The organism is Mesorhizobium sp. XAP4, from assembly GCF_029269325.1.
GTDB lineage: Bacteria > Pseudomonadota > Alphaproteobacteria > Rhizobiales > Rhizobiaceae > Mesorhizobium > Mesorhizobium ciceri.
The window spans coordinates 83,573-99,329 of the sequence record NZ_JARIXW010000002.1 but is presented as its reverse complement, the minus strand read 5'-3'; the positions used below and the strand labels follow the sequence as shown (position 1 = coordinate 99,329).

The 15,757-nt window shown below is 62.6% G+C and carries 12 protein-coding genes; 6 read left to right on the top strand and 6 right to left on the bottom strand.

What is annotated here, in order from left to right:
• Positions 1–371 precede the first annotated feature (371 nt).
• Together P3C39_RS09375 and P3C39_RS09370 are read left to right on the top strand one after the other, a co-directional pair.
• Positions 372–1,850, top strand: a complete 1,479-nt coding sequence (locus P3C39_RS09375; RefSeq protein ID WP_275953499.1) for a pilus assembly protein — start codon at positions 372–374, stop codon at positions 1,848–1,850.
• 364 nt (positions 1,851–2,214) lie between these two features.
• A complete protein-coding gene (locus P3C39_RS09370; RefSeq protein WP_275953500.1) occupies positions 2,215–3,483 on the top strand; it encodes a cyclopropane-fatty-acyl-phospholipid synthase family protein in 1,269 nt (422 codons plus the stop codon).
• Between the two features lies 1 nt (position 3,484).
• On the opposite strand, the gene P3C39_RS09365 is transcribed toward P3C39_RS09370, so the two are convergent.
• Together P3C39_RS09365 and acs are read right to left on the bottom strand one after the other, a co-directional pair.
• Positions 3,485–4,228: an MOSC domain-containing protein gene (locus P3C39_RS09365; protein ID WP_024504213.1), complete on the bottom strand. Its 744-nt coding sequence runs from the start codon at positions 4,226–4,228 to the stop codon at positions 3,485–3,487.
• Positions 4,228–6,183, bottom strand: a complete 1,956-nt coding sequence (gene acs / locus P3C39_RS09360) for an acetate--CoA ligase (RefSeq protein ID WP_013529021.1) — start codon at positions 6,181–6,183, stop codon at positions 4,228–4,230. Before acs ends, P3C39_RS09365 begins: the two co-directional genes overlap by 1 nt.
• Positions 6,184–6,485: 302 nt before the next feature.
• On the opposite strand from acs, the gene P3C39_RS09355 reads away from it, so the two are divergent.
• On the top strand, positions 6,486–6,758 hold the full coding sequence (locus P3C39_RS09355) for an usg protein (RefSeq protein ID WP_013529022.1): 273 nt from the start codon (positions 6,486–6,488) through the stop codon (positions 6,756–6,758).
• A gap of 240 nt (positions 6,759–6,998) precedes the next feature.
• Here the strand turns inward: P3C39_RS09355 and P3C39_RS09350 are convergent, their stop codons facing one another.
• Together P3C39_RS09350 and P3C39_RS09345 are read right to left on the bottom strand one after the other, a co-directional pair.
• On the bottom strand, positions 6,999–8,033 hold the full coding sequence (locus tag P3C39_RS09350; RefSeq protein ID WP_024504215.1) for an aldo/keto reductase: 1,035 nt from the start codon (positions 8,031–8,033) through the stop codon (positions 6,999–7,001).
• A 51-nt stretch (positions 8,034–8,084) separates the two neighbouring features.
• Positions 8,085–9,266, bottom strand: coding sequence for an MFS transporter (locus P3C39_RS09345; protein WP_024504216.1), 1,182 nt, complete (start codon positions 9,264–9,266; stop codon positions 8,085–8,087).
• Between the two features lie 119 nt (positions 9,267–9,385).
• On the opposite strand from P3C39_RS09345, the gene P3C39_RS09340 reads away from it, so the two are divergent.
• A complete protein-coding gene (locus P3C39_RS09340) occupies positions 9,386–10,294 on the top strand; it encodes a LysR substrate-binding domain-containing protein (protein ID WP_224674628.1) in 909 nt (302 codons plus the stop codon).
• A 44-nt stretch (positions 10,295–10,338) separates the two neighbouring features.
• Here P3C39_RS09340 and P3C39_RS09335 read toward each other — a convergent pair whose 3' ends face one another.
• Both P3C39_RS09335 and P3C39_RS09330 read right to left on the bottom strand, forming a co-directional pair.
• The gene (locus P3C39_RS09335; protein WP_275953501.1) at positions 10,339–11,388 is read right to left on the bottom strand and encodes an aldo/keto reductase; all 1,050 of its coding nucleotides are present in this window, start codon (positions 11,386–11,388) and stop codon (positions 10,339–10,341) included.
• A gap of 110 nt (positions 11,389–11,498) precedes the next feature.
• Positions 11,499–12,161 carry a YggS family pyridoxal phosphate-dependent enzyme gene (locus tag P3C39_RS09330; RefSeq protein WP_024504219.1) on the bottom strand — a complete coding sequence of 221 codons (663 nt, stop codon included), beginning with the start codon at positions 12,159–12,161 and terminating at the stop codon, positions 11,499–11,501.
• Between the two features lie 155 nt (positions 12,162–12,316).
• Between P3C39_RS09330 and leuS the strand changes: the two genes are divergently transcribed.
• Entirely contained in the window at positions 12,317–14,941 is a 2,625-nt protein-coding gene (gene leuS, locus P3C39_RS09325) for a leucine--tRNA ligase (protein ID WP_027163465.1), read from the top strand.
• On the top strand, positions 14,928–15,506 hold the full coding sequence (gene lptE, locus P3C39_RS09320) for an LPS assembly lipoprotein LptE (protein WP_275953502.1): 579 nt from the start codon (positions 14,928–14,930) through the stop codon (positions 15,504–15,506). The genes leuS and lptE overlap by 14 nt, the downstream gene beginning before the upstream one ends.
• Positions 15,507–15,757: the final 251 nt, after the last annotated feature.

Here is a 15,757-nt window from a genome sequence, read left to right as displayed (position 1 = left end):
AAAAGCGGCCCTGGTTTTCAAACGTGATGGCGCTTTGGTCTTTCGACGGCCGGAGGCGTTGGATCCGATCATTTCGCGCCTTGCAGTCTCGGGACAACTGGCCCGCTTCGGCACACGGACCCTGTCCCGCAACAGGACGTCATCGGGATTCCGTGATTGCTTCGTCTTGAGCATGGTAACCGGCTCGTAAACGCAGCCGCGGCCGCGCTTTTCTGTTTACCAGTCATTCACCTTTGCGGAGCTTGAAGCCGAACAAAAACAATGATTTGGCGGCAAGCGGCCGGCCTTCTGCCAGCCAGCGGCGTCATCCGGCGGGAATCCTGCATTGCCCTGTCCGCGGCGACGAGGCCGAGGCGAATGGAGGCTGTAGGATGCGGAATTACGGGGGTCTTGTTCACGCGGTCGGCGGGTTCGCCAGGGATCGCGGTGGAAATTTCGCAATCCTGTTCGGCCTCAGCGCCTCGGTCTTGGCGCTGGCTGTTGGCTTCTCGGTCAACGTATCGCAGCTCTACAATGCCAGATCGAGCCTCCAAGGCGTCGTCGACGCCGCGGTCACATCGACGGCACGCGACCTAACGACCGGCGCCATCAAGGAAGCCGATGCCAACAAATCGGTGCAGGCCTTTCTCGACGCCAACAGCCAGGCAGGCATTCTGCAGGCCGACCAGATCGTACTCGACAGGCTGATCGTCAACAGGACCGCCAAGACGGTCCAGGCTGACGCCCATGTCGATGTCGGGCTGTATTTCCCGATTTTTGGCACGGGCGACATGAAACGCGTCGCCGCCTCCACGACGGCGCTCTATTCGGACAAGACCGTCGAAGTGGCGATGATGCTCGACATAACGGGGTCGATGGCCAAGCGCGGCAAGGTCGACAAAATCGGCGATCTGAAAACAGCTGCAAAAAACGCCGTCCAGACGATGCTGCAGAAACAGGATCCGCAGAACCCCCGCATCCGCGTCGCGATTGTGCCTTACGCATCTGGCGTCAACGCCGGCAAGCTGGCGGAAAACGTCTATGCCGAAAAACAAGCCAGCACTGAGCTCCCACCCGTCGCCGGCAGTCCGCTTCTCGTCGCCAAGACGGGCAAAAATCTGCTGCCGTCGTTCAGCGACTACATCTCCATTGTCGGCGCGGCGATGCCACGCCCCGACAATTGCGCCACCGAGCGCAAAGACAAGAACGGCAACGCGGATATGAGCGCCGACGGCCCGGATACTGTTCGCACCGACGGGAACGGCAAGAAATTCTATGCCCTGGTCAACCGGGACGATCATCTCGGTGACGGGGACATGAACAGGTGTCCTGATGCGAAAGTGATCCCGCTGACCGCCGATTCCGATGCCTTGCTTGAATCGATCGAGGACTTCCGGGCCAATGGGTTTACGGCCGGCGCGATCGCCATTCAGTGGACCTATTATATGCTGTCGCCGCAATGGCGCACTGCGATCAGGAATGCCGGTCTTGGCAAGGGTGCCTCGGATGCCGATCCGAAGAAGATCGCCAAGGTCGCGATCCTGATGACCGATGGCCAGTTCAATACGGCCTTCGCCGGTGCTGGGGACAGCTACAACAGGCAGGGCAATCTTGCGCGCGGCAACGCCGAAACGCTGTGCGACAACATGAAAAACGACGGCATCGAGATTTTCACCATCGGCTTCGATCTGGACGACAAGGATATGTCGACAACCGAGCGGGACCAGGCAAAGGCGGTGCTGAAGGATTGTTCGTCGAAGGATACCTCCGGCGCCAAGAGGCATTTCTTCGACGTGTCCACCGGAGCCGAATTGGACGACGCCTTTCAGGAAATCATTCGCAACACCGAAAAGGTCGCATTGACTCAGTAGTCTGGTCCGCAAACGGAAAAGGCCGCCGCTTCTTTCGAAGCCGGCGGCCTTCCGTGTTTCCGTCCGTGGCGCGGCCCATGGCGATGACCTATCAGGTCAGCCGCCGCGCATTTCGCGCCTTAACGGGAAGACTGCTTCCCGAAAGTGCAATCCGCTGAGGCCACGTTCTGGAAAACGAAATCACTCGACATCGGATCACCTCCTTTCGATTTGTTGAACACATACTCATGATGGGGTGCATTGCAGCAAAAGACAAGGTGCAGGTCTGAAATTAACCAACGGGCGGGCCTGGTGCGGGCCGGCTTGCGATTGCCAGGCCGACCGGGCAAACTTCTGCCCCGGAGCCAGCATTCGGAGGAATCGCATGGAGGCAGCCGAAAAGGCCGCTCGCATCGTTCGGACGGTGATCGAAACATTGAAGCCGGGTTTTGCGGTCAGGCTGTGGACCGGGGAGCGGATCGGCCCCGCCACTGGTCCGGTGCTCACCATCAACGACCAGGACATCGTCTGGCAGATCGTGAAGCGACCGTCCCTGTCGACGCTGATCGAGATGTGGATTTCTAAGACGATCGACATCGAAGACGGGACGATCTTCGATTTTTATGCCCTGCCGTCGCAAGGCAAGCTCAGAACCAACCTCAAGTCGCTGCCGAAAATGGCGATCCTGCGCGACCTGCCTTCCGTGCTTTTGGCACGCAAGCAGATGGGCGCGCGGACCGATCTGTCGGGGCGCAATCCCTATGTCAGCGGTTCGAGCCAGGAGGCGATCCAGCATCACTATGACATCTCGAACGCCTTCTACCGGCTCTTTCTCGACGAGCGCATGGTCTATAGCTGCGGCTACTTCAAGGATTTCGCCAATGGCATCGACGAGGCCCAGGTCGACAAGCTCGACCACATCTGCCGCAAGCTCCGGCTGAAACCGGGCGAACGACTGCTCGACATCGGTTGCGGCTGGGGCGCCATGCTGATCCATGCGGCGAAGAACTACGGCGTCGTCGGCCACGGTGTGTCGCTGTCGCCGGCGCAGACCGAGCTGGCCCGCGAACGCATTCGCGCCGAGGGGCTGGAGGACCGCATCACCATCGAGATCAAATCCTATGCGGAACTCACCGGCAGCTTCGACAAGATCTCGTCGATCGGCATGTTCGAACATCTCGGGCTCGCCAACCATGCGACTTATTTCAAGACCATTCATCGCCTGCTGAAGCCGGGCGGCATCTATCTGCACCACGCCATCACCCGGCGCAGCAAGGGCGACATCAAGAAGACCTTGCGCAAGGGGCCGGAGTTCAAGGCGCTGCTCAAATATATCTTTCCCGGCGGCGAACTCGACACCATCGGCATGACAACAGGCAATCTCGAGGCGCATGGTTTTCTCGTCTACGATGTCGAGAACCTGCGCGAGCACTATGCCCGCACCTGCAGGCTGTGGGCGGAGCGACTCAACGAAAGGTTCGACGAGGCTATCGCCGAGGTGGGCGAGGCCAGGGCGCGGCTATGGCTGCTTTACCTGACGGGCTGTTCGATCACCTTCGAGCGCGCCTCGGCACAGATTTTCCAGACCGTCGTGACCAAGCGCGCGCGCGGTCCAAGCGGCCTGCCGCCGACACGGGCGGATCTGTATCGATAGCTTACAGGAAGCGCATCGCGTCGCCGACTTCGACGCGCGCCGGCCTGTCGACCGTGCAATAGACGCCGAGATTGTGGGCGTTGTGGCGGACCAGGTTGCGCAGGATCGCCGGATCATGGTCGAAGCCATCCTGGGCGACGATGGTGAAACCGCAGCGGCGGCAGGGTTCCGAGATGGTCAGCAGGAGATCGCCGACGGCAAGCTTGCGGCCGATCCATTCCGTTTCGGGAAACGAGCCTTCGATCGCCGCCATGTCGACAACGATGTTGGGGCGGAAGCGGCGCGGGTCGGCGACCCCTTCCGGGTGCAATGCTTTCAGGCGTGCCAGCGAAGCCGTGGTCAACAGATGAATCGGCGCCTTGCGGTAGCGCTCCGCGGTCAGCGGGCCGGCATAGTCAGGCCCGGTATTCTCGCGGCGAAACGGACGGAGCGAGGCCTCGAAGCCGAGATAGGCCGACACCGCGCGGTCGCTCTCGATGCTTGGCGCGGCCAGCCAGTCGCCCTCGGGAACGGCAATCTCGAGTTCCAGGGTCGGCGACAGCCGGGTGCGGATGCGCGGCACCTTGTGCCATTTCGCGTCGCGGTCCGGTCGTGCGATCTCGTTGTCGGACACGTCGACAAGGCCGAACAGGCGGTCGCCGTCGATGCTCTCGACGTCGACCGAGATTGTTTTCAGGCGCTCGCCGGCAAGCGAACTCGCCGGATAGCGCCAGAGTTCGCTGACAGTGCCCAGCGCGGCCTGCATCAGCTCTTCTTGTTCTGCCGGTTGGCGACCAGATCATCGACGACGGCCGGGTCGGCCAGCGTCGAGGTGTCACCCAGGGCAGAAAAATCGTCCTCGGCGATCTTGCGCAGGATGCGACGCATGATCTTGCCGGAACGCGTCTTCGGCAGGCCCGGCGCGAACTGGATCTTGTCGGGCGAAGCGATGGCGCCGATCTCCTTGCGGACATGGGCAACAAGCTCCTTGCGCAGCTCTTCGGTCGGTTCGGCACCCTTCATCAAGGTGACGTAGCTGTAGATGCCCTGGCCCTTGATGTCGTGCGGATAGCCCACGACCGCGGCCTCGGAAACCTTCTCATGGCTGACCAGCGCCGATTCGACTTCGGCCGTGCCCATGCGGTGGCCGGAAACGTTGATGACGTCGTCGACGCGGCCGGTGATCCAGTAATAGCCGTCGGCGTCGCGGCGGCAGCCGTCACCGGTGAAGTACTTGCCCTTGTAGGTCGAAAAATAGGTCTGCACGAAGCGGTCGTGATCGCCATAGACGGTGCGCATCTGGCCCGGCCAGGAATCGGTGATGCACAGATTGCCGTCGGCCGCACCTTCCAGCACCTTGCCCTCGCCGTCGACCAGCTGCGGCTTGATGCCGAAGAAAGGCCGCGTCGCCGAACCCGCCTTGAGGTCGGTCGCACCTGGCAGCGGCGTGATCAGGATGCCGCCGGTCTCGGTCTGCCACCAGGTGTCGACGATCGGCACCTTGCCGTTGCCGACGACGTTGAAATACCACTCCCAGGCTTCCGGGTTGATCGGCTCGCCGACCGAACCCAGCACGCGCAGCGACTTGCGCGACGTCTTCTTCACGTGCGCATCGCCGGCGCCCATCAGCGCGCGCAACGCCGTCGGCGCGGTGTAGAAGATATTGACCTTGTGCTTGTCGATGACTTCCCAGAAGCGCGACTGCGACGGATAGTTCGGCACGCCTTCGAACATCAGCGTGGTGGCGCCGTTGGCGAGCGGGCCGTAGACGATGTAGCTGTGGCCGGTGACCCAGCCGACATCGGCGGTGCACCAGTAGATGTCGCCGTCATGGTAGTCGAAGACATATTGGTGGGTCATCGAGACGTAGACGAGATAGCCGGCGGTGGTGTGCAGCACGCCCTTCGGCTTGCCGGTCGAACCCGACGTGTAGAGAATGAACAGCGGGTCCTCGGCCTTCATCTTCTCGGGCTTGCATTCGGCTTTCACCGTCGCGATCTCGTCGTGATACCAGACGTCGCGGCCTGAAACCCAGCCGGTCTTGCCGCCGGTGCGTCGCACGACCACCACCTTTTCGACTTTCGTTCCGGCTTTCGCGGCGATCTCGATCGCCCTGTCGGTGTTTTCCTTCAAAGGGATCGGCTTGCCGCCGCGCAGGCCTTCGTCAGCCGTGATAACGAAGGTCGACTTGCAGTCGTCGATGCGGCCGGCCAGCGCATCCGGCGAGAAACCGCCGAAGACGATCGAATGGACGGCGCCGATGCGCGTGCAGGCCAGCATCGCATAGGCGGCTTCCGGGATCATCGGCATGTAGATGGTGACACGATCGCCTTTCTTGACGCCGTGTTTCTTCATCACATTGGCGAGCCGGCAGACATGCTCGTAGAGCTCGTTATAGGTGACCTTCTTGTCGTCGTAGGGATTGTCGCCTTCCCAGATGATGGCGGTCTGGTTGCCGCGCTTCTTCAGATGCCGGTCGATGCAGTTGTAGGAAACGTTGGTCAGTCCGTCCTCGAACCATTTGATCGAGACCTTGCCGTCGAAGGAGGTGTTCTTGACCTTGCTGAACGGCTTGAACCAGTCGATGCGCTTGCCGTGCTTGCCCCAGAATTTGTCCGGGTTCTTGACGCTGTCGGCATACCATTTCAGGTAGGTGTCATTGTCGATCAGCGCGTTTTTCTTCCACGCCGGCTGGACGCGATGGACATGAACCTCGGACATTCCTGACTTTCCTCCCGAACCAATCGCCGGCTTGAAATGCCGGCGGGATCGCGGCGACACGGCCGCGAATTCGGCGGCATTATTACCAGTTCCGCCGTTACGGCAACATTAGACGTTGGATTCGCGCGGCGGGATGCCGCAGGGAGCTTCTCCAGGGCTGTCAGCACTCGAAGAGGTGCGCTGCTAACTGCATGTTTTCGCAAGCTAAAGCCGGTTCAGATGAAGAAAAAATCAATAGACGGTTAATCAGCGGCGCGCACAATCAGCCGTGGGAGGACAGGCGAATCAACCTGGGGACCGTCATGCGCGACCATGCCGAAATGGACCTGATGCTCAAAGGCTATGGCTTGACCACTGCCAAGATTCTTTATCACTTTCCCGATCACCCGCATCTGCTGCAGAGCTTCATCTGGCAGGACTACGATCTCGCGCCGAAGTTTCCGGTGCTGATCAAGTTCATCGAATTCTGGAAGGCCAAGCTGGACGGGCCGCTGCATTCGATCAGCTACACCCACCAGAAGCTGATCGCGCCGAATGAATGGCGCAAGGTGGATGGGGAGTTTGTGCTGCACTAGGGGCAAGTTTCGCAGCAACGGCTTCTTGAGGTCGGCGTTCTACGACGCCCCCCTCTGTCCTGCGGACATCTCCCCCTCAAGTGGGCAGATTGGCAGCTCCACCGACAACGCCGCCCCTTGTTACGCCTGCGATTGGCGAAAGTCGCCGCGACATCCGATCTCCCCCCTTGAGGGGGAGATGTCCGGCAGGCCAGAGGGGGGCGCTGGCCGCGAACCTTGCGCCATGACGGCCCGATGCGCTCAAACCACCGGCGGGTTCAACCGGGCAAAGCCTTCCTGCCGCCGATACGGGAAGTACGGGTAGGGCGCGGTGACTTCGCTTGCCGCGTCGAGCTGCCTTATCTGCTCCGGCGTCAAGGTCCAGCCGACGGCACCGAGGTTCTGGCGCAACTGCTCCTCGTTGCGGGCGCCGATGATGACCGACGATACGGTCGGGCGCTGCAGCAGCCAGTTGATGGCGATCTGCGGCACGGTCTTGCCGGTTTCCTCGGCCACGACATCGAGGGCATCCATCACTCGATAGAGATGCTCGTCCTCGACCGGCGGACCGAAGCTTGCCGTGTCGTGCAGCCGGCTCTGTTCCGGCAGGAGCTGGCCACGGCGGATCTTGCCGGTCAGGCGGCCCCAGCCAAGCGGGCTCCACACCAATGCACCGACACCCTGGTCGAGGCCGAGCGGCATCAGCTCCCACTCATAGTCGCGGCCGACCAGCGAATAGTAGACCTGATGGGCGACATAGCGCGGATAGCCTTGGCTGTCGGCTTGCGCCAACGACTTCATCACTTGCCATCCGGAGAAGTTGGAGACGCCGACATAGCGCAGCTTGCCGGCACGGATCAGGTTGTCCAGCGTCGACAGCACCTCCTCGATCGGCGTGCCGGCATCGAAGGCGTGTAGCTGCAAAAGGTCGATGTAGTCGGTGCCGAGGCGCCTCAGCGCATCATCCACGGATCTGATCAGCCGCGAACGTGACGAGCCGTAATCGCCCGGCCCATCGCCCATCGGCAGCGCGGTCTTGGTCGAAATCAGCACGGCATCGCGGCGGCCTTTTATCGCGTCGCCAAGCACCTGTTCAGAAGCGCCGTTCGAATAGACGTCGGCCGTGTCGAACAAATTGACACCAGCCTCCAGGCAGATGTCGATCAGCCGCCGCGCTTCCCTGGCGTCGCTGTTGCCCCAGGCGCCGAACAGCGGGCCGGAACCGCCAAAGGTTCCCGCGCCGAATGAGAGTGCGGGCACTTTCAAGCCCGATGCACCGAGACGTCGATAATCCATCTTTTTACTCCTGGTGGTATGAAGGGTGTCGGAAGGGTTTGCCGAGGGTAGTCACGAGCGGATGGAGGCAGGTGCGCCGAGCGCCGGGGTACGATCGAGACGCAGCGCCAGTCCGGCCACGCCGAGCGCCGTGAGCGGCAGCAAGGCGGCGACCCAGGTCAGGGCACCCAGGCCAAGCCCTTGGGCAATCACCGCGCCGCCAAGCCAGGCGCCTGCGGCGTTGCCGAGATTGAAAGCGGCGATGTTGAAGGACGAGGCGAGGCTCTGGCCGGCACCTTGCGCCTTGTCCAGCACCCACATCTGCAGCGGCGCCACGGTGGCAAAGGCGGCGGCACCGAGCAGGCCGACATAGATGACGGCCATCACCTGGCTGTGGATGGCGAAGGTCATCGTTGCGAGCACCAGGGCCAGCACCACCAGACTGCCCAGCACGGCCGGCACAAGCCAGCGGTCGGCGACCTTGCCGCCAAGCAAATTGCCGGCGATGAGACCGCCGCCGAAGACGAGCAGGATCGGCGACACGGCTGCTTCCTTGAAGCCGCTGATCTCGGTCAGCAACGGAGCGATATAAGTGAAGACGGCGAAGACGCCGGCATAGCCGAGCACGGTGGTGGCGAGGCCGAGCAGGACGGGGGTGCGGCGCAAAACGGCGAGATCGGCGCGCAGGTCGCTCTTTTCGGGCGCCGTCCGGCTGCGTGGCACCAGAGCCAGGATGACGGCGAAGGCGGCCACACCGACCACTGTCACGGCCCAGAAGGTCGCGCGCCAGCCGAAGGCCTGGCCGAGCCATGTGCCGAAGGGCACGCCGAGGATGTTGGCGATGGTCAGGCCGGTGAACATCAGCGCGATCGCCGAGGCTTGTCTGTTGGGCGCGACCAAGCCGGTGGCGACCACCGAGCCGACGCCGAAGAAAGTGCCGTGGGCAAAGGCGGTGATGATGCGGGCGCCCATCAGCGTCCAGTAGTCGGGCGCCAACGCGCAGGCGAGATTGCCGAGCGTGAAGATCGCCATCAGCGCCAGAAGCACGGTCTTGCGCGGCCAGTTGCCGGTGGCGATGGTCAGCAACGGCGCGCCGATGACGACGCCAAGCGCATAGCCCGAAATGAGCTGGCCGGCAGCCGAGATCGAAACGCCGAGATCCTTGCTGACATCGAGCAGCAAACCCATAATGACGAATTCGGTGACGCCGATGCCGAAGGCACCGGCGGCGAGGGCGTAGAGAGCAAGAGGCATGGCGGTTTTCCACTTCGATGCGAAGAGCGCCGTCCCGCGCCCCGACCCCTGAGATCGTGCTTCCCTGCATTGTGAACCAGACTTGCCTTGGGCATATTTTCTGTGAAATAGATTCATAAATGGCCAGGCCCGACATCAATCGCTCCGGCGAGATCGAAGTGTTCGTGCGCGTCGTCGAGGAAGGCAGTTTCTCCTCCGCGGCACGCGCGTTGCGCATGACGCCGTCGGCGGTGAGCAAGCTGATCGCGCGGCTGGAGGCCCGGCTTGGCGCGCGGCTGGTCAGCCGCTCGACGCGAAAGCTGCAACTGACGCCGGAAGGCACAGCATTCTACGAGAGCGGCCTGCGCATCCTCGCCGACATGGCGGCAGCCGAGCAGGAGGCAGCGGCGGGTGCTTCACCGCGCGGACGTGTGCGCATTAACAGCTACGTGCCCTTCGGGGTGCATCGGCTGGTCCCGCTTCTGCCTCGGTTCCTGGAACGCTACCCCGAGATTTCGGTCGATCTGGTGCTGACCGACAGCGTCGTCGACCTGATGGCGGAGCGCGCCGATGTTGCCATCCGTGCCGGGCCATTGAGTGGGTCACGGCTGGTGGCGCGCAAGCTCGGGCAAAGCCCGGTGGTCGTTGTTGCAGCACCTTCTTACCTCGATACGCACGGCATACCGCTGACGCCAGCCGATCTCGACAGGCACAACCGCATGGGCTTCGGCTTCGTCAGGCACCTCGATGGCTGGCCGTTCCTCGACGCGGAAGGCCGCGCCATCATGATTCCGATCACCGGCAACACGCTGGTCAGCGATGGTGAGGCGATGCGGCTCATGGCACTGGCGGGCGCGGGCATCGCCCGGCTGGCGCGCTGGCATGTGGCGGAAGACATAGCGGCCGGCAGACTGGTGCCGCTGTTGGAGGCATTCAATCCGGGTGACGAGGAGCCGACCCACGCCGTCTATGTCGGCCAGGGCCGGCATCTGCCGGCGCGGGTGCGCGCCTTTCTCGATTTTCTGGTCGAGAGCGTCCGGCTGACCTGACATCTCCGGAGCCACGGCTCCCGAGATGTCAGCGTGGGCTGTATTTATGCTTTCGGCGTGAACGCCGCCGGACGGCGGCCCACTGCCTGGCGCTCCAGCATCCAGCCTGGATATTCGGACGGCAGGGCGCTGACCTCGTCGAGGCGGGCGAGATCGACGGTGTCGAGCTTCACTTCAGTCGCTGCGAGGTTCTGTTCAAGCTGGTCCATGCGGCTGGCGCCGATGATGACGCTCATCACAAAGGGCTTGGCCAGGACATAGCCGAGCGCCACCGTGGCGACGCTCACATCATGTTTTTTTGCGATGTCGCGCATGACGGCAACGGCCGCCCAGGCACGGTCCTCATTGACCGGCGGGAAGTTGAAGGACGCGCGGCGGCCTTCGCCATTGCCGGGTGCGCCGGGGCCATATTTGCCGGAGAGCAGGCCACCGGCCATCGGCGACCACACCATCAGGCCGAGCTTCTCCTCATTGAGCAGCGGCACGATTTCGCGCTCGAGATCGCGGCCGGCGATCGAATAATAGGACTGCACGGTCTCGAAACGGGCGAAACCCTTGCGCTCGGCGATGCCGAGCGCCTTGGCGATGCGCCATGCCGCCCAGTTGGAGACGCCGACATAGCGGACCTTACCGCTGGCAACCAGATCGTCGAGCGCTCGCAGCGTCTCGTCGATCGGCGTCACCGTGTCGGTGCCGTGCAATTGATAGAGATCGATATGGTCGAGCTGCAGCCGCTCCAAGCTGGCATCGACCGAATCCATGATGTGGCCGCGTGACGAGCCGCGCTGGTTGGGGCCTTCACCCATGGCGCCATGCGCCTTGGTGGCGATGACCACATTCTGCCTGTTGACCTTGAGATCCCTGAGCGACTGGCCGAGCAACCGTTCGGATTCGCCAAAGGAGTAGACGTCGGCCGTATCGAAGAAATTGACGCCGGCGGCAAGCGAATGGGCAACGATCTCGTTGACGTCCTTCTGGTCGAGGCTGGCGATCAGGCCCCATTGGGCATTCTGACCGGCGGCGCCGAAGGTCATGGTGCCGAGGCACAGTTCGGAGACGAACATCCCCGTATTTCCAAGCTGGTTGTAGCGCATGGTGGCGGCTCCAGAGAGTTTGTGATGACGCAAAGCAAATAGGAACGGTACGTTTCGTTTCCAGTCCTGGAGCAACGAGCCTGTCGGATTGGCCCAAAGGCCGTTGCGTCTCAGCGAGTGCCGAAGATCGCCGAACCGACGCGGACGCTGGTGGCGCCGAAGGCGATTGCTGTTTCGTAGTCGCCGGACATGCCCATTGAGAGTTTGGCGACGTCGGCTTCCTTGCTAAGCTTCTCCAACAGCGCAAAATGCGGACCGGGGTTCTCATCGGCCGGCGGGATGCACATCAGGCCTTCGATGGCGAGGCCGTGCACGTCGCGGCAGCGGGCGACGAAGGCCACGGCGTCGCGGGGCTCGATGCCGGCCTTCTGCGGCTCGGAGCCGGTGTTGACCTGGACATAGAGTTTTGGCGCGCGGCCCTGTTTGGCGATCTCCTTGGCGAGTTCGGCGGCGATCTTCTCGCGATCGACCGTCTCGATGACGTCGAACAGTGCTACCGCTTCCCTAGCCTTGTTGGATTGCAGCGGGCCGATCAGATGCAGTTCGATGTCGGGAAATGCGTCCTTCAGATCAGGCCATTTGGCTTGCGCCTCCTGCACCCGGTTCTCGCCGAAGACGCGCTGGCCGGCTTCGATGACCGGGCCGATGTCGGCGGCGTCAAAGGTCTTTGAGACCGCGACCAGGGTCACGGCGCCGGCTTCGCGGCCGGCCTCGCGTTCGGCGGCGGCGATCTTCGCCTTGACCGCGAAAAATTGCTGAACGGCGTCACCCATATGCAAATCCTGCTGTTTTGACCGGCGTTTTTGTCAGACGCGGTACCCATATGGTTGACGGGTTTGCCAAACCATGGTGAACACCCGGACCACATTCCCTGAACTGCCGAGCCATCGCCCGCAGTTCGCGCATGCTTTTAAGTGAAAAACGTCCTATGGCAACCGAACGATACAATCCGCGCGCGTCAGAGCCCAAATGGCAGAAGGCCTGGGACGCCAAGAAGCTGTTCGAAGCGCACAATGACGATCCGCGCCCGAAATACTACGTGCTGGAGATGTTCCCCTATCCGTCGGGGCGCATCCATATCGGTCATACCCGCAATTACACGATGGGCGACGTGGTGGCGCGCTACAAGCGGGCCAAGGGCTTCAACGTGCTGCACCCGATGGGCTGGGACGCCTTCGGCATGCCGGCCGAAAACGCGGCGATGCAGAATAAGGTCCACCCCAAGGAGTGGACCTACCAGAACATCGCCACCATGCGCGAGCAGCTCAAGGTCATGGGGCTGTCGCTGGACTGGGCGCGCGAATTCGCCACCTGCGACGTCGATTACTACCACCGCCAGCAGATGCTGTTCCTCGACTTTGTCGAGAAGGGGCTGGTGACGCGCAAATCCTCCAAGGTCAACTGGGATCCGGAGGACATGACGGTGCTTGCCAACGAGCAGGTCATCGACGGGCGCGGCTGGCGCTCGGGCGCGCTGGTCGAACAGCGCGAACTGACGCAGTGGTTCTTCAGGATCACCGACTTCGCCCAGGATCTGCTGGATTCGCTCGAAGGCCTCGACGAATGGCCGGAAAAAGTGAAGCTGATGCAGCAGAACTGGATCGGCCGCTCGGAAGGCCTGCTGATCCGTTGGCCTCTGGCCGACGCCTCCGATGGCGAGCATGAGCTGGAAGTCTATACAACAAGGCCCGACACCATCTTCGGCGCTTCCTTCATGGCTGTCGCCGCCGATCATCCGTTGGCCAAGAAGGCCGCTGCGCACAATCCGGCGCTGGCGAAGTTCATCGAGGATATCAGCCACATGGGCACCTCGGTCGCGGCGCTGGAGACGGCTGAGAAGAAGGGTTTTGACACCGGCCTCCGCGTCGTCCATCCGTTTGACGACAACTGGACGCTGCCTGTCTATGTCGCCAATTTCGTGCTGATGGAATACGGCACCGGCGCCATTTTCGGCTGCCCGTCCGGCGACCAGCGCGACCTCGACTTCGCCAACAAATACGGCCTGCCGGTGATTCCGGTGGTGATGCCGGAAGGCGAGAATCCGGCGACGTTCCAGATCATCGATGAAGCCTATGTCGATGACGGCGTGATGATCAATTCGCGCTTTCTCAACGGCATGAAGCCGGATCAGGCTTTCGACGAAGTCGCCAAACTGCTGGAGCAGAAGACGATCGGCAACCGGCCGATGGCCGAGCGCAAGGTGAATTTCCGTCTGCGCGATTGGGGCATTTCGCGCCAGCGCTACTGGGGCTGCCCTATCCCGATGATCCATTGCGAGGCTTGCGGCGTGGTGCCGGTGCCGAAGGCGGACCTGCCGGTGAAGCTGCCCGACGATGTCGATTTCGACCGCCCGGGCAATCCGCTCGACCGTCATCCGACATGGCGGCATGTGAAATGTCCGCAATGCGGCAGGGATGCGCGGCGCGAAACCGACACGATGGACACGTTCGTCGATTCGTCGTGGTATTTTGCCCGCTTCACCGCGCCGTGGGCACATGAACCGACCGATCCCAAGGCGGCCAACGAATGGCTGCCGGTCGACCAGTATATTGGCGGGATCGAGCACGCGATCCTGCATCTGCTCTATTCGCGCTTCTTCACCCGCGCCATGCGCGAGGCCGGCCATGTCGATCTGGCCGAGCCGTTCAAGGGCCTGTTCACGCAAGGCATGGTGGTGCACGAAACCTATCGCGTTGGCTCGGCATCGAACGGCCGCTGGCTGGCGCCCACCGAAGTTCGGCTGGACGACGTCGACGGCAAGCGCAGCGCCATCGAGATCGCCACCGGCGAGACCGTCTCCATCGGCCCGCTGGAAAAGATGTCGAAGTCGAAGAAGAACACGGTGAGCCCGGAAGACATCACCGATGGCTACGGCGCCGATACGGCGCGCTGGTTCATGCTGTCGGATTCGCCTCCCGAGCGCGATGTCGAGTGGACCGACGATGGCGCCGCCGGTGCGCATCGCTTCATCCAGCGCATCTGGCGCCTGGTGTCGACGGCGGCCGAAACACTGGCCGGCATCAAGCCCGTGGCGGCCAGCAGCGGCGAGGCCGCGGTGGTTTCCAAGGCCGCGCACAAGATACTCAAGGCGGTCGGAGAGGATATCGAGAAGCTCGCTTTCAACCGCGCCATCGCCCGCATCTACGAACTGGCCAACGCGCTGACCACGCCGCTTAACGAGGTGGCAGAAGGCAAGGCCGATGCAGCGCTGAAAGGCGCCTGCCGGCAGGCGGTGGAGATTCTCGTGCATCTGATCGCGCCGGTCATGCCGCATCTGGCCGAGGAGTGCTGGGCAACGCTCGGCGGCACCGATCTCGTTGCCGAACGGCCTTGGCCGGTCTTCGATCCGGCGCTGGTCGTCGACAACGAAGTCACCTATCCGGTACAGGTCAACGGCAAGAAGCGGGGGGATTTGACAATTGCCCGCGACGCGGACCAAGGTGCGGTCGAAAAAGCGGTATTGGCTCTCGACTTCGTGCAGAAAGCACTCGAAGGGAAGGCTCCGCGCAAGGTGATCATCGTGCCGCAGAGGATCGTCAATGTCGTTGCCTGATCGGGAAAAGACAGAGTTGAGCCATTTGCTGCGCCGCATGGCGCTTGCCGGCCTGATAGGTTCGCTCGCGCTTGTCTCGGCCTGCACGGTGCGGCCGCTCTATTCGAGCGCGCCACTGTCGGGTTCGCAGGCCAGTGCCAGTGCCGAACTGGCGTTGATCGGCATCAAGCCGGTCAATACGCGTTACGGCCAACAGGTGCGCAACAATCTCATTTTCGGGTTTGGACGAGGCGCCGGCGAGCCGGCCTCGCCGGCCTATTCGCTCAATCTCGGCGTGACCGAAGCGGTCGAGTCCGCGGCACTTGTGCAGGTCGGAACCGACGAAGACGAGCCGACCGCCGGTTCCGTGACGCTGACCGGCAGCTATACGCTGGCCGATGCGAAGACCGGCGTGGTGATCGCATCCGGCAAGCGTTCGATCACCTCGTCCTTCGACAGGCCGCGTCAGGAATTCGCCGCATACCGGGCGCAGATCGACGCCGAGAATCGCGCGGCGCGAGAGTTGGCGGAAGCGCTGCAGCTGTCCATTGCCCAGGACCTTGTCCGGCACGACAAGACCGGCTAGCGCACCTCATCTGCTTCACGAAAACGGTCTGGCGCCCCAGTCATGACGGGATGATCGTGGGATCATGACCAGATTCCCGAACAGAGCCAGATTCTGAACAGAGATTGGCCGAAGAGACCCATCGGCCTGCTACGGCACAGCGAGTAGATCGCGCCACCGGCGAGGCGACGATCGTGCCACGTCGCTCGCAGACTGCCACGAAGATTTTGGCGCTCAGGATCGTCGGCGACCCATCCGGGAAGCAACTGTTA